The organism is Asticcacaulis machinosus (assembly GCF_028550435.1).
GTDB lineage: Bacteria > Pseudomonadota > Alphaproteobacteria > Caulobacterales > Caulobacteraceae > Asticcacaulis > Asticcacaulis machinosus.
Genome location: NZ_JAQQKV010000002.1, coordinates 494,577 through 513,989, shown reverse-complemented (window position 1 = coordinate 513,989; position 19,413 = coordinate 494,577). Strand labels below are relative to the sequence as shown.

Here is a 19,413-nt window from a genome sequence, read left to right as displayed (position 1 = left end):
ACCGCCCGGCGAGGGGATAAAATAAAACGAGATCATTATGTTTCTATCTGAAACCATAATGATCTAGTCCACCGGATTTTTCTGAAACCAGTCAACGATCCCCGGCATATCGTCTTCGAAACCGCCGGGAATATAGATATTGAGCACACCGGCGCGGTCGGGTGACTGGTTTTCAAAATCGTGGATCACGCCGGCGGGCACGCGTACGAACGACCCCTTAGGGGCGTCGATCCACTGATCCCCGACCAGGAAGGCGACGCGCCCTTCGACGACGTAAAAAATGTCTTCGTTGTCGCTATGGACGTGCTTGCCCGGCCCGCGGGTATAGGGCTCAAGCCACCATTCCGAGATCGAATAACGGCCGGAGGTTTCTTCGCCATCCGATTTAAAGATGCTGGTCATCCGACCGAGCGGATAGCGGCGCCCTTCAGCAGGGCCAAGGACGATAGCGGCTTGTTTTGAGCTAGTCTGAGTAGGGGCGGTCGTTTCAGGCGTCATGCGGCAGGCCTCCCGTATCGGTTATGGTGTTAAGCCTACCAACTTAGTCGTATTATCGCCTTAGAACAACTCAGGTGACAGAGGTGTGAAGAGTTCCGTGATCAGCGCGTTATCGACATCTACGGGTCGGGCGGGCAACCATTGCGGATTTTGGTCCTTGTCGACCACCACGGCGCGCACCCCCTCAGCAAAGTCAGCCCTGCGGGTCAGGCGGCGCGCCAGACGGTATTCCTGAGCCATCACGTCTTCAAAACGGGTCATGGCGCGGCCCATCCGCAGGTGTTTCAGGGTCACGGCCATCGATACCGGACAACTGGTTTTCAGGATATCGGCCTGTCTCTGCGCCCAGTCGCTTCCGGCCTCAAGGGCTGTGATAATCTCAGGCACCGTATCAAAGGCGAATGCGCGGTTGATCTCGGCCATGTGCGGCCCATAGGCAGGTTCCACCATTGGGGCCGCGTGATTGCTTATATTACCGCCAGCCAAAAGCCCCGCTTTAAAGGCCTGCGCATCAGCCACATAGTGGGTGGCGATACCGGCGGTGGCTACATCCGCCCCTTTCAGGCGCGCCCCGGCCAGGCCCAGCCATGTGCCCAACTCACCGGATAAACGTGATAAGAACCAGCCTGCCCCGATATCGGTAAACAGCCCGATCGCCGTTTCCGGCATGGCAAATACGGTATTTTGCGTCGCGATTCGGTGTGAGCCATGCACGGAAATGCCGACCCCACCGCCCATGACGATGCCATCCATCAGGGCGATAACCGGCTTAGGGTAATTATGGATCACCACATTCAGCCGGTATTCCGCGGCGAAGAACGCCTCCATCAGCTTGCCATCGCCACGCACGCTGTCAGCCAGAGCGCGAATATCACCCCCGGCGCAAAAACCGCGCGTCCCCTCAGTGTGATCGATCAGGATGCGTGCCACGGACGGATCATCGCGCCAGTCACTAAACGCCTGCGTCATCGCCTCAACCATCGCAAGGGTCAGGGCATGCAGGGCTTGGGGCCGGTTCAGGGTGATCCGGCCCACAGGGCCATATCGGCGGACAATCAGGTCTGAGGTCATGCGCCGCTTTTACACGGTTTCGGTGATGCGTGTCTTCATCTGCCGCGCCGCCATCAGCTTGGTTCGCGCCATGACATCGGCCACATCCTGCGTCGTGCGAGCGTCACGTTTAGCCGCCGCAAAAATACCCTCCAGCCGCGGCCCGATGGCATCGACCTGAGCCAGCACGCCCTCCAAGGTCTGGCCGCCCAGATATTCGCCGCTGACCATGATAATCCCGCCACCATTGATGACATAGTCCGGCGCATACAAAATATCACGTTCAGCCAATATCTCACCGGCCCTGGGTGTCAGGAGCTGGTTATTGGCACCGCCCGCCACAATCGGCGCTTTCAGTCGCGCCGCCACATCTTCGGTGATCGCCCCGCCCAGAGCGCAAGGGGCAATAACATCGGCGTCCTGCAGCAATATACTGTCGACACTTGCAATATCGGCCTGATAGCGCGACTGCATCAGAGCGACCCGATCGGGATTGATATCGGCCACGATCAGCCGCGCCCCGCGCTCATGCAGTTCCTGACACAGGTGGCCACCGACGCCGCCCAGTCCCTGCACCGCCACGCGCATGCCCATCAAACTATCGCGGCCCAGACGAGCACGCACCGCCGCTTCGATACCGACGCGCACCCCGCGTGCCGTAAAGGGTGACGGATCACCGCCAACCCCGCCCGCACCCGTCGCCAGACCCGACACGAAACGCGTCTCACCGGCCACGATCTGCATATCGGCCACCCCGACTCCGACATCTTCGGCGGTGATATATTGCCCGCCCAAGCTGTCGACCGCGCGGCCAAAGGCACGAAACAGGGCGGCGCGATCTTCAACCGCGACCGGCCCCAGAATAACCGCCTTACCGCCGCCCAGCGGCAGATCGGCCATAGCGTTCTTATAGCTCATGCCGCGCGATAGCCTGAGCGCATCACGGCGGGCATCGCCAAAACTGTCATAGGTCCATAACCGGCACCCGCCTGCCGCCGGCCCCATCGCGGTCGAATGGATGGCGATAATCGCCTTAAGGCCGGTATCCGGATCGTCGACCTCAAGGATCTTTTCGTGGTGGTCGAAATCGGGATGATCAAACATGGAGCACTTCCTTAACTTGGGATATTTCGGTCTTGGCAACCGGTTGGGACAGGCGCGTCATCAGGGCGTCACGCTGGGACTGCATGTCCTGAATGGATTTAAGCTTGATGTGGCCGTAGCCTTTGACCTCTTCGGGCAGACGGGCCAGAGCGACACAAACCGCGGCCCTGGCAGGGTTAAAATTCGCCGACAATTGGGTGATCAGTACACGGTAGTCGTCGATCATCTGACGCTCCCGCCGCCGTTCATTCGTTGCGCCGAACGGGTCGAACATCGTCCCGCGCAAACCCTTGAAGCGCTTGAGCACGGCAAAGACGTTGAATATCCACGGCCCGAAGCGCATTTTTTTCGGTAGCCCTGTCGCGGGGTCTTTACGCGTCATCAGCGGCGGAGCCAGCCAGACACTGACCTTTGATGTGCCCTCAAACTGGGCGTCACGCAGGGCTGTCATCTCAGGGTCGGTATGCAGGCGGGCGACTTCGTATTCGTCCTTATAGGCCTTAAGCTTATAGAAATTGCGCGCCACGGCCTCAGCGAATCCGGCATGACCGGTGGCACGGGCGCGATCCACCAAGGTCAGATAATCCTCGGCATAGCCAGCGTTCTGATAGGCGGTCAGGTCCACGACGCGTCGGGCCACAAAGGCCTCAAGATCAAACGTTGCGGGCGCGACCACGGGCTCTGAAAGTCGCCCCGCCTGATGGGCCCGCCCCAGAGCTAAGGCGCGCAGGTTAGCCTCGACATCAGCCCCGTTAAGCCGGATCGCCTGTTCAATGGCGGCGCGGGATAGCGGGATCAAACCCGCCTGCCACACCGCTCCCAGCAGGATCATATTGACATAGACGCCGTCGCCCAGATAGCGCCGCGCCAGTCCGGTCGCTGTGATCTCAGTCAGGGTTTTGCTGGCCAGCCTGACCCGGCGCGTCATGGCGCTCTGATCAAAGCGGGTGCGGGTATCGACCGTAAAATCCGCCGTCGAGGTCAGGTCGGCGTTCAACATCACCACGGTCTTGTCAGGGTTCATTAGCGGCAGGGTTGATTTGGCGTGAGCCTGCACCATGTCGGCAGCGATGACGACATCGGCCTGACCGAGCGGGATACGCGGGCCATTTATGGCGGCCCCTTGCGGGCTGAGGCGTAGGTGGGAATCGACTCCCCCGCCACGTTGGGCCAGACCCTGCTGATCGACGGCGGTGACGTGTAGCCCATCGATATGGGCGGCCATGCCCAGAATAGCCCCTAATGAGGTCACCCCTAGCCCGCCAATGCCGGTGATCAGCAGATTGAAGGTGCCGTTCAATAAAGGTGGGGTCACTTCTGGTAAATCGGAAATAATCCCCGTCATGGCGTCGGCGGGCGTCCGCTTCGCTTGAGCCCCCTCAAGCGTCACAAAGCTGGGGCAAAAACCGTTTAGGCATGAGGTGTCGACATTGCAGGCCGACTGATCAATCTCACGTTTTGTGCCGAACTCAGTTTCTTTGGGTGCGACCGCGATACAGGCCGATTTGACTGAGCAGTCACCGCAGCCTTCGCACACCCGCTCATTGATAAAGACCCGCTGCGTCAGGGCCGGGGCCTGACCGCGTTTGCGGCGGCGACGCATTTCGGTGGCGCAGGCCTGATCATAGAGCAGCACCGTCACGCCCCTGGTGGCGCGTAGTTCAGTCTGTACGGCCTCCAGCTCATCGCGGTGGCGGAAGGTCACACCCGCGGGCAGGGCCGGATCATGGCGCCAGCGATCAGGCTCGGGCGAGACAAAGACGATGGTCTTTACCTCTTCCGCCGCCACCTGAGCCGCCAGAAGGGCGGGCGTCAGATAGCCGTCCACCGCCTGACCACCGGTCATGGCCACGGCATCATTATAGAGGATTTTATAGGTAATATTTAAGTTGGCGGCGACCGCCTGACGCAGGGCCAGTATGCCGGAATGGAAATAGGTGCCGTCGCCCAGATTGGCAAAAACATGGCCCTCATCGGTGAACGGGGCCTGCCCCATCCAGGTGATGCCTTCCGCCCCCATATGGGTATAAAGCTCAGACCGTCGCGGCAGGAAGGTTGCCATATAGTGACAGCCGATCCCCGCCAGAGCGCGCGATCCTTCGGGCAGGGTGGTCGAACGCGAATGGGGGCAACCGGCACAGAAATAGGGCTTACGGATATGAACCGGCACCGTCTGTTCGCGACTGTGGTGGCGGGCCGATAACATGCGCAAACGCTCCGGTGCAACCGCGTCATCAGGCATGATATGGGCGATGGCCAGCGCTACCTCGACCGTTTCCAGTTCCAGCACCTCGGATACCAGCGGTTGGCCGTCGGCGTCTTTTTTGCCGAGGATGCGCGGGCGATCGGGCAGGGTGTAAAGCGCATTGCGAAGCTGGCTTTCAATCACATCGCGGCGCTCTTCGATGACCAGCACGGTTTCCAGTCCACGGGCAAAAGCGGTGGCGGCTTGCCCATCCAGCGGCCAGACCATACCGACCTTCCATACCCGCAAGCCCACATCGCGGCAGGCGGTGGCATCAAGCCCCAACAGACTGAGCGCTTCCATCACCTGATGGAATACCTTGCCCGACGCCACAATCCCTAAGCGCGCACGTGGTGCGTTGAGCGCGATCCGGTCAAGGCCGTTGAGGTGACCGAACGCCACAGCGGCGGGCAGGCGGAAATGGCGGTGACGGAATTCCTTGGCCTGTGGCGGGTCAGGCACACGGATATGCAGCCCCTCCGGTGGCAGGTCTATATCGGGCAGATGGGGTGTGAAACCAAGTGACGGGATGCTCACACTGGCGCCGCCATCCATCAGGTCGGAGACGGTTTTCAGCGCCACCCAGCAGCCGGCAAAGCGCGACATCTCAATCGCCCGCAGACCAAAGTCGAGGATTTCTTCGACGCTGGACGGGGCAAGGATCGGGATTTCGGCATCGATCAGGGCATGGTCGCTTTGATTTGGCAAGGAGGATGACTTACACGCCGGATCGTCCCCGACCAACGCGACCACCCCGCCATAGCGCGACGTACCGGCCAGATTGGCGTGTTTCAGTGCATCGCCTGAGCGGTCAACACCGGGGCTCTTGGCGTACCACAGGCCAAATACGCCATCTTTTTTGGCCCCAGGAAACAGCGGTACATGCTGCGATCCCCACACGGCGGTCGCCCCCAGATCCTCATTGATTGCGGGTTGAACCACAATATCGACGGCGTCAAGATAGGCTTTGGCCTGTTCAAGTTGTAGATCATAGGTGCCGAGCGGTGAGCCGCGATAGCCGGAGATAAATCCGCCGGTATTAAGCCCGTTCAGGCGGTCGCGAGCGGCAATCATCAACGGCAGCTTCACCAGCGCCTGAACGCCAGTCATATAGGCTGGCCCATCGCTTAACCTGTATTTATCCTCAAGCGTCACACCGGTACGCATAGGCGTTTCCTATAACTTTTATCGCCGAAACGAACTTTATTTTTAGGAAAGAGTAACCCCGAATAGGCAAAATTACTTTCTGATCATTGCGTGTATTGCGCAAATATCCGGAATGAAATTCTGAAAATATATGTTATCGTAGAATAAAATTTACAGCCGGAAACAGGAAAATGCCGAGAACCACCGATGCCAAAGGGCTGGACGACACCGACCGGAAAATCCTCAGATTGCTGCGCACAAACTGTCGCCTGACGACGCAGGAGATTGCCGATCAGGTGGGATTATCGCAGACCCCGTGCTGGTCGCGGATCAAACGGCTGGAAGAAACCGGCATCATCTCTGGCTATGTAGCTATACTCGATCAGGCCAAGGTCGGGCGGCCAGATACCTTTATTGTCGAGGTTAATCTGGAAAACCATGACGACGAAAAGATCGAGAACTTTTCACGCCACCTTCAGCAATTGCCCGAAGTGATCGATGTCTATCTGACGACCGGCGAATTCGATTATGTGATTATCGTCGCCGTCGATGGACCGGAGGGCTATGAGACCTTCCTGCGCAAAAAATTATTGAAGTTCGAGGGCATAAAGCACACCCGCTCGATCTATTGTCTGCGCCGTCTCAAGCGCGATGTTTCACCTATGGTTTAAGCCATAACCGGCTGCGGAACCGACAGATCGAGCCCTTGAAGCTGGCTGAGGCGGGCCTGAAGGCGCGGAATATTGCGGGCGGCATAGTCCTTAAGCGGGCCTGTGGCATCATCGCGGACATAGGCTTCGAATACCGACACTGCGCCCTGATAAACAGTCTGGCCAATATCGACAAGGCTTTGATCGAACCTGTCGAGGTTGGCCTTTTGCAGATCGTCAACCCAGCCATGATAGATCGGTTTGAAGTCAGCCTCAGTCACCAAATTCACATCCATGATCTCAATCAGATCGTTGGTCACTTCACCTTCTTTTTCCAGCACATGGTCGGCAAAAGCGCGCACGTCATCATTGGTCGATTTTTCCAGCGCCAGACGGGCCAGACTGCTTTCAAAGGCATTCACACTGCGGGCCGTTTTGAGAAAGGTTTCATCGGATACCCGCGCCAGACGTTTACGCACACGGTGCAAGCGCACATCCTCAGCCAAGCGCAGGGCAAGGCCGGCCAGTCCCAAGATACCTATGGCCAATCGCAGATGACGCATGTCCAGTCCCTCCGTAACTTGTGACCCAGTTATAAGGGGCTGAATATAAGTTTTGAATGAGACTCCAACGCACGGCCCGTCAAGGCCAACTTAGTGGGGCCAGCTTAACGGCCTGTGGCGAGCGCCAGTTTCGAGCGCGGCGGACGGCCCAGAGCGTCACTGATGAACCACGCCGTCTCTATGATGGCCTCAAGATCAACGCCGCTCTCAATCCCCAGTCCGTTCAGCATATAGAGCAGGTCTTCGGTAGCGACATTGCCTGACGCGCCGGGGGCATAGGGGCAGCCCCCCAGACCGCCGACCGAAGAATCAAACGTGGCGATACCGTAATCAAGCGCGGTCAGAATATTGGCCAGCGCCTGCCCGTAGGTATCATGCACATGCACGGCCAGCCTGTCCGCCGGAATGTGCGGCAGGACATGATCCAACAGCCGTGCCATATCCGCTGGTGTGCCTGCCCCGGTGGTGTCGCTTAAGGCCACTTCATAGCAGCCCATATCGATTAACTGTTGCGCCACATTTAACACCGCTTCGGGGGCAATCCGGCCCTCATAGGGGCAGGCGATGGCGCAGGAGACATAGGCCCTGACCGGCACGTGATCGGTTTTTGCTGCGGTCAGTACGGGTGCAAAACGGATCAGGCTGTCGGCAATTGAGGCATTGATGTTTTTATGGCTAAAGCTTTCCGAAGCCGAGGCGAAGATCGCGACCCGATCAACCCCCACCGACACCGCCCGCCCATAGCCGGTGAGATTGGGGGTCAGGGCGCTATAGGTCACCCGCTTATCCCGCGCGATACCGGCCATAACCTCTTCAGCGTCGGCCATCTGCGGCACCCATTTGGGGGCGACAAAACTGGCCGTTTCGATGTGCGTCAAACCACTTCTCGACAGGCGGTTGATAAGGTCGATCTTGACCGGCGTTGGCACCGTGACGGCTTCGGATTGCAGGCCGTCACGCGGGCCGACTTCGTACAGGGTCACACGGACAGGACGGGTCATTGCACCTCACCCATTGCCGTTTGCCCCTCACCCCAACCCTCTCCCCGCACGCAGGGAGAGGAGGTTTTTGAGTTCCCTCTCCCCATTAAAATGGGGAGAGGGCTAGGGTGAGGGGCCCTTAAAAACCTGTGAGGGGCCCTTAAAAACCTGTGAGGGGCCAGTTGCATCACTTCGTATCCTCAAACAGTTCGCGCCCGATCAGCATCCGCCGGATCTCAGACGTACCAGCCCCGATCTCATACAGCTTGGCATCGCGCCACAGGCGGCCGGTGGCATATTCGTTGACATAGCCATTGCCGCCGAGACACTGGATCGCTTCCCCCGCCAGCCAGGTGGCTTTTTCCGCCGCATAGAGGATGCAGCCCGCCGCGTCCTTACGGGTTGTCTCTCCGCGGTCACAGGCCTGCGCCACCGCATAGACATAAGACCGGCACGCCCCCCAGGTGGTGTACATATCGGCAAGCTTCCCCTGCATGAGCTGAAACGTGCCGATGGACTGACCGAACTGCTTGCGTGTGTGGACATAGGGCATGACGATATCAAGCCCCGCCCGCATGATCCCCAGCGGCCCGCCCGACAACACCACCCGCTCATAGTCCAGCCCCGACATCAGCACATTGACGCCGCGCCCAACCGCACCCAGCACGTTGTCCGCCGGCACTTCGCAGTTTTCAAACACCAGCTCACCGGTGTGCGATCCACGCATCCCCAGCTTATCGAGTTTCTGCGCCACGGAAAAACCTGCGAAGCCCTTTTCGACCAGAAAGGCGGTCAGGCCGCGCGCGCCGTCATCAGGGCCCGTGCGGGCATAGACGACCAGCACATCGGCATCGGGGCCATTGGTAATCCACATCTTGGTACCATTGAGCACATAGCGGTCGCCACGTTTGTCGGCCTTAAGCGTCATCGACACTACGTCCGATCCCGCCCCCGGCTCGGACATGGCCAGCGCGCCGATATGCTCACCCGATATCAGTTTGGGCAGGTAGCGGGCCTTCTGATCCTCGTTGCCATTGCGCACAATCTGGTTGACGCACAGGTTGGAATGGGCGCCGTATGACAGACCGACCGAGGCCGAGGCCCGTGAGATTTCTTCCATAACGATGGTGTGGGCCAGATAGCCCAGACCCGACCCGCCATAGACTTCCGGCGCGGTGATGCCCAATAAACCCGCCTTACCCATTAGCCGCCACAGGTGCATGGGAAACTGATCCTCACGATCTGCGGCGGCCGCCAGAGGGGCGATCTCACGCGCGGCAAAGCGCGCCGCCAGATCACGCAGGGCCGCGATATCGTCATCATGACCAAAGCTCAGGTGCGGGAAATCAAACATCAGCTACTCTCCTTATCACTGGCTCCGCATCACCAAACGGGATGATCGTCATCAGCACCACATGACCGCGCACCTGCTGACCGATAGCGGCGCTCAACTCAGTCACTATGCCGTCGCAGGGCGCCTTCAACGTATGCTGAAGCTTCATGGCCTCCAGCACCAGTAGGGGCTGGCCCTTGGTGACGCGGGCATGCTCAAAGACCTCAATGGCCACCACCGCGCCGGGCATGGGGGCCTCTATCGCCACAGGGCCAGTTGGGCGGTAATCCTTACGGGCGTTGAAACGGCGCAGATCGGGCGGGCTGACCGGCGGCTGATTAAGCCACCAGCCATCGGTGGCATCCCACGGTGAATTTGGGTCTGACAGCGATTTATGCTGCGCAATATCCGGCCACGGGATCATCAGGTCTTCGCGGTGACGCTCGATAAAACCGGTATCAATCTCGCCCGCTGTAAACGCCGGTGCCGAAATCAGGCGGCGCAGAAAGCTGAGGTTGCTGGTCAGCCCCTCAACCCGCGTATCGATCAGAGCTTGACGTAAGGCCGCAATCGCCGCCGCCCTATCCTTACCGTGCACGATAAGCTTGGCGATCATGGGATCAAAATAGATGCTGATCTCATCGCCCGCCTGCACCCCGCTATCGATGCGAGCCTGCGCCGAAAACTCCAGTTGCGTCAGGCGACCGGCCGACGGCATAAAATCAACCTCAGGGTTTTCGGCATAGAGACGGGCCTCAAGGGCATGGCCGGTTTGCGTAATCTGATCCTGCGTCAACGGCAGGGGCTCACCGCGCGCCACCCGGATCTGCCATTCGACCATATCAAGGCCGGTGATCATCTCCGTAACCGGATGCTCGACCTGAAGCCGGGTATTCATTTCCATAAAATAGAAATCATCCGTCTGCGTATCGAGGATGAACTCGATCGTACCCGCGCCGTGATAATGGATGGCCTGAGCCGCCCGCACCGCAGCGCTGTGCAAGGCGTGACGAGTAGCGACACTGAGGTCAGGGGCGGGGGCTTCTTCGATCACTTTCTGGTGGCGGCGCTGCATCGAACAGTCGCGGTCATAAAGGTGCACCACCTGCCCGTGACGATCACCAAAGACCTGCACCTCCACATGACGGGGGCGGGTGATGTATTTTTCAATCAATACCTTTGGGTCGCCAAACGCCTTTTGCCCCTCGGCCTGCGCGGCGGCCAGAGCAGACGCGAAATCATCTGAACTGTCAACGCGGCGCATACCCTTGCCCCCGCCACCGGCCACCGCCTTGATCAGCACCGGATAGCCGATCCGCTCTGCCGCCTGCTGCAGGATTTGTAGCGACTGATCATCGCCGTGATAGCCGGGGGTGACCGGCACACCGGCAGCTTCCATCAGGGCCTTGGCCGCCCCTTTGAGCGCCATGGCCCGCATCGATTCCGGCGATGGCCCGACAAAGATCAGGCCCGCCTCAGCGCACATTTTAGCAAACTCGGCATTTTCCGACAAAAAACCATAGCCGGGGTGGATGGCATCGGCACCGCAGGCTTTGGCGATATCAATGATCCGGTCACCACGCAGATAAGTCTCAGCCGCCGTCACCCCGCCCAAAGCATAGGCTTCATCGGCCTGTTGCACAAACAGGGCACGGGCGTCTGTATCGGAATAGACCGCCACCGTGCGGATACCCATCCGCTGGCAGGTGCGAATGATGCGGCAGGCGATTTCGCCGCGATTGGCGATCAGGAGTTTACGCACGGTTTTAGACATCCGGCACCCAATCGGCTTTGCGCTTATCGAGAAAAGCCTGCATGCCCTCACCCCCTTCGCGTGAGGCGCGGCGGTCGGCGATGCGGTCGGCGCACAGGCTCAGAAGATTATCATCAATGGCCTTATCCGCCACCTCCGTCAGAAGAGTTTTGACCTCCGCCATAGCCTGGGGCGCATTGCACATCAGACCCGTAATCAGGTTGGCCGTCAAAACCTCTTCCTCGCTGGACACCTGATGGATCAGGCCGATACGCAGGGCTGTGGCGGCATCAAAGGTCTCCGCGCTGATCATAAACCGGCGCGCCTGTGAGACACCGATTTTTGCGGTCACAAACGGCGATATCACCGCCGGAATCAGGCCCAGCTTAACCTCGCTCAGGCAAAAACTGGCATCGGGCGCGGCAATAACGATATCACAGCACGCCACCAGCCCGACACCGCCGCCGATGGCGCGGCCGCGCACCAGCCCGATAACCGGCTTCGGGCAGGTGTTTATGGCCTGAAACATCCGCGCCATCTTCAGGGCGTCTGCGCGGTTTTCGGCCTCTGGTTTCGCCGCCGTCTGGGCCATCCATTCCAGATCGGCCCCGGCACAGAAATTATGCCCGCTATGGGTCAGGACGATGACACGGATCGCAGCATCCCGCGCCAGAAGCCCAAACGTGTCTTCCAGATCATCAATCAGCGCACCATCAAAGGCATTGTGCCGTTCCGGCCGGTTCAGAATGACGCGGGCAATACCATTGGCAATGTGCAGAGATAAGGAAGACATCAGAGGTTCACATCCTGAATATACCAAATTTGGTCGGTTCGATGGGAGCATTCAGGGCCGCCGACAGCGATAGCCCCAAGACCCGGCGGGTGTCGGCAGGGTCGATCACCCCGTCGTCCCATAGCCGCGCCGATGAATAAAAAGCATGACTCTGGGCCTCGAACTGTTCGATATAGGGGGCCTTAAACGCGGCCTCGTCCTCTGGCGACCATGTACCGCCTTTGGCCTCGATGGCGTCGCGTTTGACGGTGGCCAGAACCCCCGCCGCCTGGGCGCCGCCCATGACCGATATGCGCGCATTGGGCCACATCCACACAAAACGCGGATCAAAGGCCCGCCCACACATGCCATAATTACCGGCCCCGTAAGAGCCGCCAAAAATCAGGGTCAGCTTGGGCACATTGGCACAGGCCACCGCCGTCACCAACTTGGCGCCATGACGGGCAATGCCTTCGTTTTCGTATTTCTGACCGACCATAAAGCCGGTGATATTTTGCAGGAAAATCAGCGGTATGCCGCGCCCGACACACAACTCCACAAAGTGCGCGCCCTTTAAGGCGCTCTGCGAAAACAGCACGCCATTATTGGCAATAATACCGACCGGATAACCATAAAGATGGGCAAATCCGGTAATCAGGGTTTCGCCATAAAGCGGCTTAAATTCGTCAAATTCCGAGCCGTCAACAATGCGCCTAATCAGCTCATAGGCGTCAATGGGCTGTTTCAAATCGGACGGGATCAGGCCGTAAAGTTCCTCACGGTCATAGAGCGGATCGCGCACCTCCCGCATCGTGACGGGTACGGTCTTCGTGCGGTTAAGGTGGCGCACAATTCGCCGCGCAATCTGTAAGGCTTCACCATCATTTTCGGCGAGATGATCCGCCACGCCTGAGCGCCGGGCATGGACATCGCCGCCGCCTAAATCCTCAGCGCTGACAACTTCGCCGGTGGCGGCCTTAACCAGAGGCGGCCCCCCCAGAAAGATCGTCCCTTGGTGGCGCACAATGATAGTTTCATCCGACATGGCCGGCACATAGGCCCCGCCCGCCGTGCAACTGCCCATGACCACAGCGATCTGCGGAATATTACGGGCTGACATCTGTGCCTGATTGAAAAAGATGCGGCCAAAGTGATCGCGGTCAGGAAACACCTCGTCCTGATTAGGCAGGTTGGCCCCGCCGGAATCGACCAGATAGATACAGGGCAAATGGTTGGTCAGGGCTATCTCCTGCGCCCGCAGGTGTTTTTTGACCGTCAGCGGATAATAGGTGCCGCCCTTAACGGTCGCATCATTGCACACGATCATACATTCAATGCCTTCGATCCGGCCTATACCGCAGATTATGCCCGCACAGGGAATCTCCTCGTCATAGACCCCGTGCGCCGCCAGAGCCCCGACCTCCAGAAAGGGAGAGCCCTGATCGATCAGGGCCGCAATACGGTCGCGCGGCAACAGCTTTCCACGGGCGACATGACGCTCACGCGCTGCCATCGACCCACCTTCGGCGATGCGGTCGGTGAGCGCGTGCAGTTCTGACGTCAGAGTTTTCAGACCTGCCGCGTTAGTGCGGAAGGTATCGGACGCCGTATCGATGTCGCTGACCCATCTGGTCATGGCGTTTCCTTTGGCTTTCACCAAAGATAGCCGCCTTGTTGAAATTGATAAAATCGATTATAAAAATAGAATTGATAGAAATTTTCTATTCATAATGGTGCAAGCATGCCCCCCTCCGTCTTTTTGGTTTCACCAAAAATCCACCTCCCCCGCCAAGGCAGGGGAGTATAATGGACCCCTATCTGCTGCGTTATTTTCTGGCGGTGGTTGAAACCGGCTCGTTCACCAAGGCCGCCAGTGCCTCATCCGTGACGCAACCGACATTGTCAGCAGGCATAAAGCGGCTGGAGGACACGGTGGGTGCGCCGCTTTTTGTGCGCAACAATAAGCGGGTGTTTCTGACCACGGCAGGGGCGCGATTCCTGCCGCGCGCCAAGACCATACTGCACGAATGCAATCTGGCGTTGGCCGAAGTGGCGCAGGATGAAAAGGTGCCGGTCCTGAGGTTGGGCGTGCTCCATACCCTGCCGTCACAACGTATCGCGGGCCTGATCAAAAGCGTTCGTAACCTGCATCCGGACGTACAGTTTGAACTGTCTGACGGCACCGAGCAGGAACTGATCAACCGCATGGATGAACGCGGCATCGACTTTGCGCTGTCGATCCGCCGGGTCGAAGATGCCCGCAGCGTACCGCTTTATACTGAAGGTTATAGTCTGGTGCTGCCGCCCGATCACCCTTTGGCCAGCGCGGGCACCGTGCGCGGCGAAGATATGGCCGATCAGCCAATGATTGTGCGGTCTTTGTGCGAGGTGCTTTCTGAGACCAGCCGTTATTTCACTGACTGCAATGTCCGCCCGCCGCTGGTTTATCGTACCCGCAATGATGAGCGGGCGCTCGATATGGTTGCGGCCGGTGTGGGCGCTACCGTCATGCCCCAAAGTTATCAAAATGAGGCCGCCGCCTTTGTGAATCTGGAAGGGTTTACGCCCACCCGTCAGATCGGATTGTTCCGGCCACGCCATGAACTGCCTCAAGCCGTGCACGCTGTTGCCGATGATTTTATGCGGCGGGTCGAGGATTATTTTTCGGGCATAAATTACCGTTAAAGGCCCCCGCATCCAATTGCCGATTGACCCGTATTCGCGCGCAGCCTATGGTCGTGCGGTGGGGAGAGGTTATGGGGCTTAGGCTTTCTGACAGTCAGACGGACGCGAGCGTTTCCGCATCGGCGGCAGCGCCTTCTAACGCATCTGTGACTCAGGATTCCTTAACCTCCGATCAGGCCCGCAGCCTGATCGATAAGGTCAACGGCAGCGGCTATATCCAGACCCACTTCACTCAGGTTAAGCCGCCCAAGACCGAAATGCCGCAGTGGCTCAAAGACCTGATGCACTGGCTGGGCGATGTCATCACCGCTATCGGCAAGATTTTGGCGCCGCTGGGGCCAATCATGCCTTGGCTGATTTACCTGCTGGTATTTGCTCTGGCCATGCTGGTGCTGTCGCCGTTTGTGCGTATGCTGATCCGCCAGCAGATTGAGCGCTTCCTGCCGCGCGATGTGATGAAACCTGAAACGATGTGGCGGCCCACCAAAGACGCCGCCGCCGCCCTGCTGCACGATATTGATGCGCTGGCGGCCAAGGGTGAGTATGATGAAGCCGTGCATTTGCTATTGCTGAGGTCGGTGGCCGATCTGAACGCTTACCGGCCCGATCTGGTGCGCACCCACTATTCGTCGCGCGATATCTTAAGCCATCCGCTGCTGCCAGCCGACGCCCGGCCTGCGTTCGGGGAGATTACCCGCTGGGTTGAAATGAGTTATTTCGCCGGCATCCGTGTCGGGCGCGAAGGGTTCGACGCCTGCCGTCAGGCCTATGTCGATTTCGTCGCCATCGAAGGGATCGGCTGATGAAACGCTCATTCCGCCTTCCCCCGCTCAATCGTATGCTGCCGATGATCGTCGGGCTGTTGTGCGTCGGCCTGTTTGCGACGGCGGCCCTGATCCTGATTTCGCCGTCCTTCGATCCGGATAGCCCGCAGTCAGCCGATGCGGGCGCGATCTCGCCGCACGGTTTTAAGGGCCTCTATAAACTGCTCGATGCGCGCGGTTACCGCAGCGATATCAACCGCCGTGAAACCGGCCCGCAAAAGCGCTATGATCTGGAGATCATCACGCTTGAGATGGTTAGCGATGTGCTACTCTCATGGCCTGCAGACGATGACGTCACTCCGATAGATGAAGCTGCGGATGAAGTCATAGATAATACCGTTGCCCCCACTGAAACTGCCCCTGCATATGAGCGTAATTCATCGAGATCCGGGCCGGATGATCAGCTTCGGGCCTCAAAATTTCCCAATGATAAAAAATCAGAACACATCTTATACAGTTCGCAAGGTGATGTGGTTTTGGTTGTTATGCCTAAATGGTTCGCCGCGCCCCATCGCACCCGTCCGCGTTGGTCCCAGAATGAGGAGCCTCAGCCTTATTCGAACTTAATCACCTTGTCGCGGCTGCTGTATCAAAAGGTTTCCGCTAAAGAGATCGCCATAACTGACGATAAAAATCAAAAGCGTACCGGATTTCAGTTCACACCCGCCGGACTTGCATTTTTACGGTCACCTACCAAACTGACACGCGATATCACTTTGCAACCGGCAGTGGGCCAGACCCTGTTCGCGGCCCCGCTTAAGGTGGGTAAGATCAAGGGCCTGCAATCGGTCGTGGCGACGCCTAAACTCACCCCTATGCTGACCGGCCCGAAGGGTGAGATTGTGCTGGCGCGGGTTAATGCCCTGCCTGGTGAAAAGCCTTACACACAGCCGGTCTATCTGCTGACTGACCCTGACCTGCTGAACAACCAGATTTTAGGTGATCCGCAAAAAGTCGTCACAGCCCTGACCCTGATTGATGCCGTGCGCAGCAAGTCGTCCTCCCCGCCGTCAGTCGTTTTTAACCTGACCTTTAACGGCCACTCGGTCGACAAAAGCCTGTTGCATCATATCGCCACGCCGCCGTTTATCGCCGTGCCTCTGGCCTTTATGGTGCTGGGGCTTGGGCTGATGTGGGCGGCTTTCGCCCGCTTTGGCCCGGCCCATGATATGGTCAGGGCCGCACCGCTCGGGCGCGGGGTCAGCATACTGGCGGATAATGCCGCGCGACTGCTGGGTAAGGCCGGACGCGAACCGAAACTGGCGCCGCTCTATGCCCAGATGATGCGAGACGCGGCCCTCAAAGCTCGCGGCTATATGGGCCATGCCACCCTGTCGTCCGATGAACTGGCCGATCAGTTAAGTGAGCGCACCGGCACTACCGAAACCTATAGCACCATCGCCCGCGACGCAGCCAAGGTAACAACGCCGGCTGCCCTCATCAGCCTGTGTCAGCGCCTGCACCAATGGCGTCTTGAAACAGGCGACCTTAAATCCCGCACCACCCCACCTCAAACGGAGAGCTGACACCGTGCAAATATCCGACATTAAATCCTTAGCCGACCAGCTCCGGGCCGAAATCTCTAAAGCCGTAGTGGGTCAGGCCGACACCGTCGAACTTATGCTGGTGGCGCTGTTTTCCGGCGGCCATATCCTGCTCGAAGGCCCTCCCGGCACCGCCAAGACCCTGCTGGCGCGGGCCTTTTGTCAGTCGCTGGATCTGCGCTTTGGCCGCATTCAGTTCACGCCGGATATGCTGCCCGGTGATATTCTGGGCTCGAACCTGTTCAACTTTCAGACCTCCAGCTTTTCGCTCAGCAAGGGGCCGATTTTCTGCGATCTGTTGCTGGCCGACGAAATCAACCGCACCCCACCCAAGACGCAGGCTGCCCTGCTTGAGGCCATGCAGGAACGGTTTGTGACGCTGGATGGCACCCGCCATGATCTGGGCGCGCGCTTTACGGTGATTGCGACCCAAAACCCGATCGAGCAGCAGGGCACCTATCCCCTGCCCGAAGCCCAGCTTGACCGGTTTTTGTTCAAGCACATCTTAAGCTACCCCAGCATTGAAGAAGAGCGCCGCATCGTCAGCCTGTCGGGCAATGCGGCGGCGACCGACACTACGCTCAATATTACCCGCGTCATCGATGCCGCCACCCTGGCTCAGGCCATCGATACGGTAGCACAGGTCAAGCTGAATGATGCCAATCTCGACTATATCGTCAACCTGATCCGGGCCACGCGCGAAGTGGCGCAACTGAGCGTTGGCGCATCGCCTCGGTCTGGTGCGCTGCTGGCACGGGCCGCACGGGCGCGGGCGACGCTGGATGGCCGCGACTATGTGCTGCCGGACGATATCAAGGCGCTCTATGCCCCGTGCATGCGCCACCGTGTGCTCCTGTCGGCATCGGCGGAGATCGAAGGCGCCAATGTCGACAGCGTACTACAAAACCTGCTGGAACGCGTTGAGATACCCAGATAACCTAAAAAAGATAACCATGTACCCCACCGCCCGCCTTATCACGATCCTTGTCCTGTGCGTCGCCTTAAGCATCGTGCTGGCCTTGGCGTGGCCGCAAGGCTGGGTCTGGGCGCCACTGGTCATGCTGGGGGTTCTGGGGCTTTCGCTGTTTGACGGTTTGTTTGCGCCCTTGTCACGCACGCTTACGCTCGACCTGAAAACCCCGCGCACCATGGGCGTGGGCCGTGACTATGTCTGGCCGTTTACCTTAAGCTTCTCAGGCCGCAGACCCGGCGCGCTGGAGGTACGGTTCGGGGCCAATCACCTGCTGATCGTCAGCGATACCGCGCAAGCTATCACCGATAATGAGGGGGCTTTCCACGCCGAACTGGCGCTCAAGGCCCATGCCCGCGGCGTCGCGGTCTTAGAGGATATCCATGTCCGTTACCGCGGCGTTCTGGGGCTGATATGGATTCAAAAGCGCCTGACGCTGGATCGTCAGATCGTCGTCACCCCCGATATTGAAGGTGTGCAGCATGATGCCTCAGAGCTGTTTTCCTACGACAGCATTTACGGCGTGCGCGTGCAGAACCAGTTGCATAATGGCTCGGAATTCCATGCCCTGCGCGAATATGATGCCAGCCAGGACCCGCGCCGGATCGACTGGCGCTCATCGGCCCGCCACCTCAAACTGCTGTCGCGGGAATTTCAGGCCGAACGCAATCACCATATCGTGCTGGCCTTTGATACCGGGCGGCTGATGGGGGAGCCGCTGCTTGGTATTAAACGGCTGGATCGGGCGCTCTATGCCGGACTTTTGCTCGGTTATTGTGCGCTTAAAATCGGTGACAATATCCGCAGCTTTGCCTTTGCGTCACAGCCCTATCATATCGTCCCGCAGGTGTCGGGCATGCAGGGTTATGAAGTGCTGAAACATCAGCTATCGTCTCTGTCGGACATGGCCGAAGAGTCGAACCATACCCTGGCTCTGGCCGATCTGAATTCGCGCATTGGGCGCAGGTCGCTAATCGTGCTGTTTACCGATTTTATCGATGAGATCAGCGCCGATCTGATGCTGGAGGCGCTTAACCGCCTGTCGAAAAAGCACGTCATCATCTTTGTGGCCTTCCGCGACGAAGTGTTGGAGGATCTGGCCGCCAAGCCGCCGCACACCCCCGGAGATGTCAGCCGCGCCATTTTCGCCCAGCGCCTGCTGACCCAGCGCGAAACCGTCCATGCCCTGCTGCGCCGGCAGGGGATTGAGGTGCTGGAGGCCCCGACCGAGCAAATGGCGACGCTCATCGTCACCAAATATCTGGCGCTCAAACAAGCCGACCGGTTGTAGGAGGA

At 58.9% G+C, this 19,413-nt stretch carries 16 protein-coding genes; 6 read left to right on the top strand and 10 right to left on the bottom strand.

From position 1 onward, the window contains the following. Positions 1 to 63: 63 nt before the first annotated feature. The 4 genes from PQU98_RS10755 to PQU98_RS10740 are packed head-to-tail and all read right to left on the bottom strand — an operon-like array spanning position 64 to position 6,064. Positions 64 to 498, bottom strand: a complete 435-nt coding sequence (locus PQU98_RS10755; protein ID WP_272744946.1) for a cupin domain-containing protein — start codon at positions 496 to 498, stop codon at positions 64 to 66. Between the two features lie 60 nt (positions 499 to 558). Next, positions 559 to 1,569, bottom strand: a complete 1,011-nt coding sequence (locus PQU98_RS10750; protein WP_272744945.1) for an enoyl-CoA hydratase/isomerase family protein — start codon at positions 1,567 to 1,569, stop codon at positions 559 to 561. Between the two features lie 9 nt (positions 1,570 to 1,578). Further along, the gene (locus tag PQU98_RS10745; RefSeq protein WP_272744944.1) at positions 1,579 to 2,652 is read right to left on the bottom strand and encodes a Leu/Phe/Val dehydrogenase; all 1,074 of its coding nucleotides are present in this window, start codon (positions 2,650 to 2,652) and stop codon (positions 1,579 to 1,581) included. Then, positions 2,645 to 6,064, bottom strand: coding sequence for an indolepyruvate ferredoxin oxidoreductase family protein (locus tag PQU98_RS10740; protein WP_272744943.1), 3,420 nt, complete (start codon positions 6,062 to 6,064; stop codon positions 2,645 to 2,647). The genes PQU98_RS10745 and PQU98_RS10740 overlap by 8 nt, the downstream gene beginning before the upstream one ends. A 170-nt stretch (positions 6,065 to 6,234) precedes the next feature. Here PQU98_RS10740 and PQU98_RS10735 point away from each other — a divergent pair, with 170 nt between their 5' ends. Next, positions 6,235 to 6,714, top strand: coding sequence for an Lrp/AsnC family transcriptional regulator (locus tag PQU98_RS10735; RefSeq protein ID WP_272744942.1), 480 nt, complete (start codon positions 6,235 to 6,237; stop codon positions 6,712 to 6,714). On the opposite strand, the gene PQU98_RS10730 is transcribed toward PQU98_RS10735, so the two are convergent. The 6 genes from PQU98_RS10730 to PQU98_RS10705 form a co-directional block, all read right to left on the bottom strand. Continuing rightward, a complete protein-coding gene (locus PQU98_RS10730; RefSeq protein ID WP_272744941.1) occupies positions 6,711 to 7,256 on the bottom strand; it encodes a DUF4142 domain-containing protein in 546 nt (181 codons plus the stop codon). The two genes, PQU98_RS10735 and PQU98_RS10730, sit on opposite strands and share 4 nt — an antisense overlap. A gap of 104 nt (positions 7,257 to 7,360) precedes the next feature. Further along, the gene (locus tag PQU98_RS10725) at positions 7,361 to 8,257 is read right to left on the bottom strand and encodes a hydroxymethylglutaryl-CoA lyase (RefSeq protein WP_272744940.1); all 897 of its coding nucleotides are present in this window, start codon (positions 8,255 to 8,257) and stop codon (positions 7,361 to 7,363) included. A gap of 166 nt (positions 8,258 to 8,423) precedes the next feature. Further along, on the bottom strand, positions 8,424 to 9,590 hold the full coding sequence (locus PQU98_RS10720; RefSeq protein WP_272744939.1) for an isovaleryl-CoA dehydrogenase: 1,167 nt from the start codon (positions 9,588 to 9,590) through the stop codon (positions 8,424 to 8,426). Beyond that, positions 9,583 to 11,343: an acetyl/propionyl/methylcrotonyl-CoA carboxylase subunit alpha gene (locus tag PQU98_RS10715; RefSeq protein WP_272744938.1), complete on the bottom strand. Its 1,761-nt coding sequence runs from the start codon at positions 11,341 to 11,343 to the stop codon at positions 9,583 to 9,585. Before PQU98_RS10715 ends, PQU98_RS10720 begins: the two co-directional genes overlap by 8 nt. After that, complete coding sequence (locus PQU98_RS10710) at positions 11,336 to 12,115, bottom strand: enoyl-CoA hydratase-related protein (RefSeq protein WP_272744937.1); 780 nt, start codon at positions 12,113 to 12,115, stop codon at positions 11,336 to 11,338. Before PQU98_RS10710 ends, PQU98_RS10715 begins: the two co-directional genes overlap by 8 nt. 7 nt (positions 12,116 to 12,122) lie before the next feature. After that, positions 12,123 to 13,730, bottom strand: coding sequence for a carboxyl transferase domain-containing protein (locus PQU98_RS10705; RefSeq protein WP_272744936.1), 1,608 nt, complete (start codon positions 13,728 to 13,730; stop codon positions 12,123 to 12,125). Positions 13,731 to 13,900: 170 nt separating this feature from the next. Here PQU98_RS10705 and PQU98_RS10700 point away from each other — a divergent pair, with 170 nt between their 5' ends. The 5 genes from PQU98_RS10700 (at position 13,901) to PQU98_RS10680 (ending at position 19,408) form a co-directional block, all read left to right on the top strand. Then, on the top strand, positions 13,901 to 14,779 hold the full coding sequence (locus PQU98_RS10700; RefSeq protein ID WP_272744935.1) for a LysR family transcriptional regulator: 879 nt from the start codon (positions 13,901 to 13,903) through the stop codon (positions 14,777 to 14,779). A 71-nt stretch (positions 14,780 to 14,850) separates the two neighbouring features. Further along, the gene (locus PQU98_RS10695) at positions 14,851 to 15,582 is read left to right on the top strand and encodes a hypothetical protein (protein WP_272744934.1); all 732 of its coding nucleotides are present in this window, start codon (positions 14,851 to 14,853) and stop codon (positions 15,580 to 15,582) included. Continuing rightward, on the top strand, positions 15,582 to 17,129 hold the full coding sequence (locus tag PQU98_RS10690) for a hypothetical protein (protein WP_272744933.1): 1,548 nt from the start codon (positions 15,582 to 15,584) through the stop codon (positions 17,127 to 17,129). The genes PQU98_RS10695 and PQU98_RS10690 overlap by 1 nt, the downstream gene beginning before the upstream one ends. A gap of 4 nt (positions 17,130 to 17,133) precedes the next feature. Continuing rightward, positions 17,134 to 18,084: an AAA family ATPase gene (locus PQU98_RS10685; RefSeq protein ID WP_272744932.1), complete on the top strand. Its 951-nt coding sequence runs from the start codon at positions 17,134 to 17,136 to the stop codon at positions 18,082 to 18,084. Between the two features lie 16 nt (positions 18,085 to 18,100). Then, entirely contained in the window at positions 18,101 to 19,408 is a 1,308-nt protein-coding gene (locus PQU98_RS10680) for a DUF58 domain-containing protein (RefSeq protein WP_272744931.1), read from the top strand. Positions 19,409 to 19,413: the final 5 nt, after the last annotated feature.

Coding starts and splice junctions, on each gene's coding strand:
- PQU98_RS10755 (WP_272744946.1), bottom strand. CDS start 498: ATGACGCCTGAAACGACCGCCCCTACTCAGACTAGCTCAAAACAAGCC.
- PQU98_RS10750 (WP_272744945.1), bottom strand. CDS start 1,569: ATGACCTCAGACCTGATTGTCCGCCGATATGGCCCTGTGGGCCGGATC.
- PQU98_RS10745 (WP_272744944.1), bottom strand. CDS start 2,652: ATGTTTGATCATCCCGATTTCGACCACCACGAAAAGATCCTTGAGGTC.
- PQU98_RS10740 (WP_272744943.1), bottom strand. CDS start 6,064: ATGCGTACCGGTGTGACGCTTGAGGATAAATACAGGTTAAGCGATGGG.
- PQU98_RS10735 (WP_272744942.1), top strand. CDS start 6,235: ATGCCGAGAACCACCGATGCCAAAGGGCTGGACGACACCGACCGGAAA.
- PQU98_RS10730 (WP_272744941.1), bottom strand. CDS start 7,256: ATGCGTCATCTGCGATTGGCCATAGGTATCTTGGGACTGGCCGGCCTT.
- PQU98_RS10725 (WP_272744940.1), bottom strand. CDS start 8,257: ATGACCCGTCCTGTCCGTGTGACCCTGTACGAAGTCGGCCCGCGTGAC.
- PQU98_RS10720 (WP_272744939.1), bottom strand. CDS start 9,590: ATGTTTGATTTCCCGCACCTGAGCTTTGGTCATGATGACGATATCGCG.
- PQU98_RS10715 (WP_272744938.1), bottom strand. CDS start 11,343: ATGTCTAAAACCGTGCGTAAACTCCTGATCGCCAATCGCGGCGAAATC.
- PQU98_RS10710 (WP_272744937.1), bottom strand. CDS start 12,115: ATGTCTTCCTTATCTCTGCACATTGCCAATGGTATTGCCCGCGTCATT.
- PQU98_RS10705 (WP_272744936.1), bottom strand. CDS start 13,730: ATGACCAGATGGGTCAGCGACATCGATACGGCGTCCGATACCTTCCGC.
- PQU98_RS10700 (WP_272744935.1), top strand. CDS start 13,901: ATGGACCCCTATCTGCTGCGTTATTTTCTGGCGGTGGTTGAAACCGGC.
- PQU98_RS10695 (WP_272744934.1), top strand. CDS start 14,851: ATGGGGCTTAGGCTTTCTGACAGTCAGACGGACGCGAGCGTTTCCGCA.
- PQU98_RS10690 (WP_272744933.1), top strand. CDS start 15,582: ATGAAACGCTCATTCCGCCTTCCCCCGCTCAATCGTATGCTGCCGATG.
- PQU98_RS10680 (WP_272744931.1), top strand. CDS start 18,101: ATGTACCCCACCGCCCGCCTTATCACGATCCTTGTCCTGTGCGTCGCC.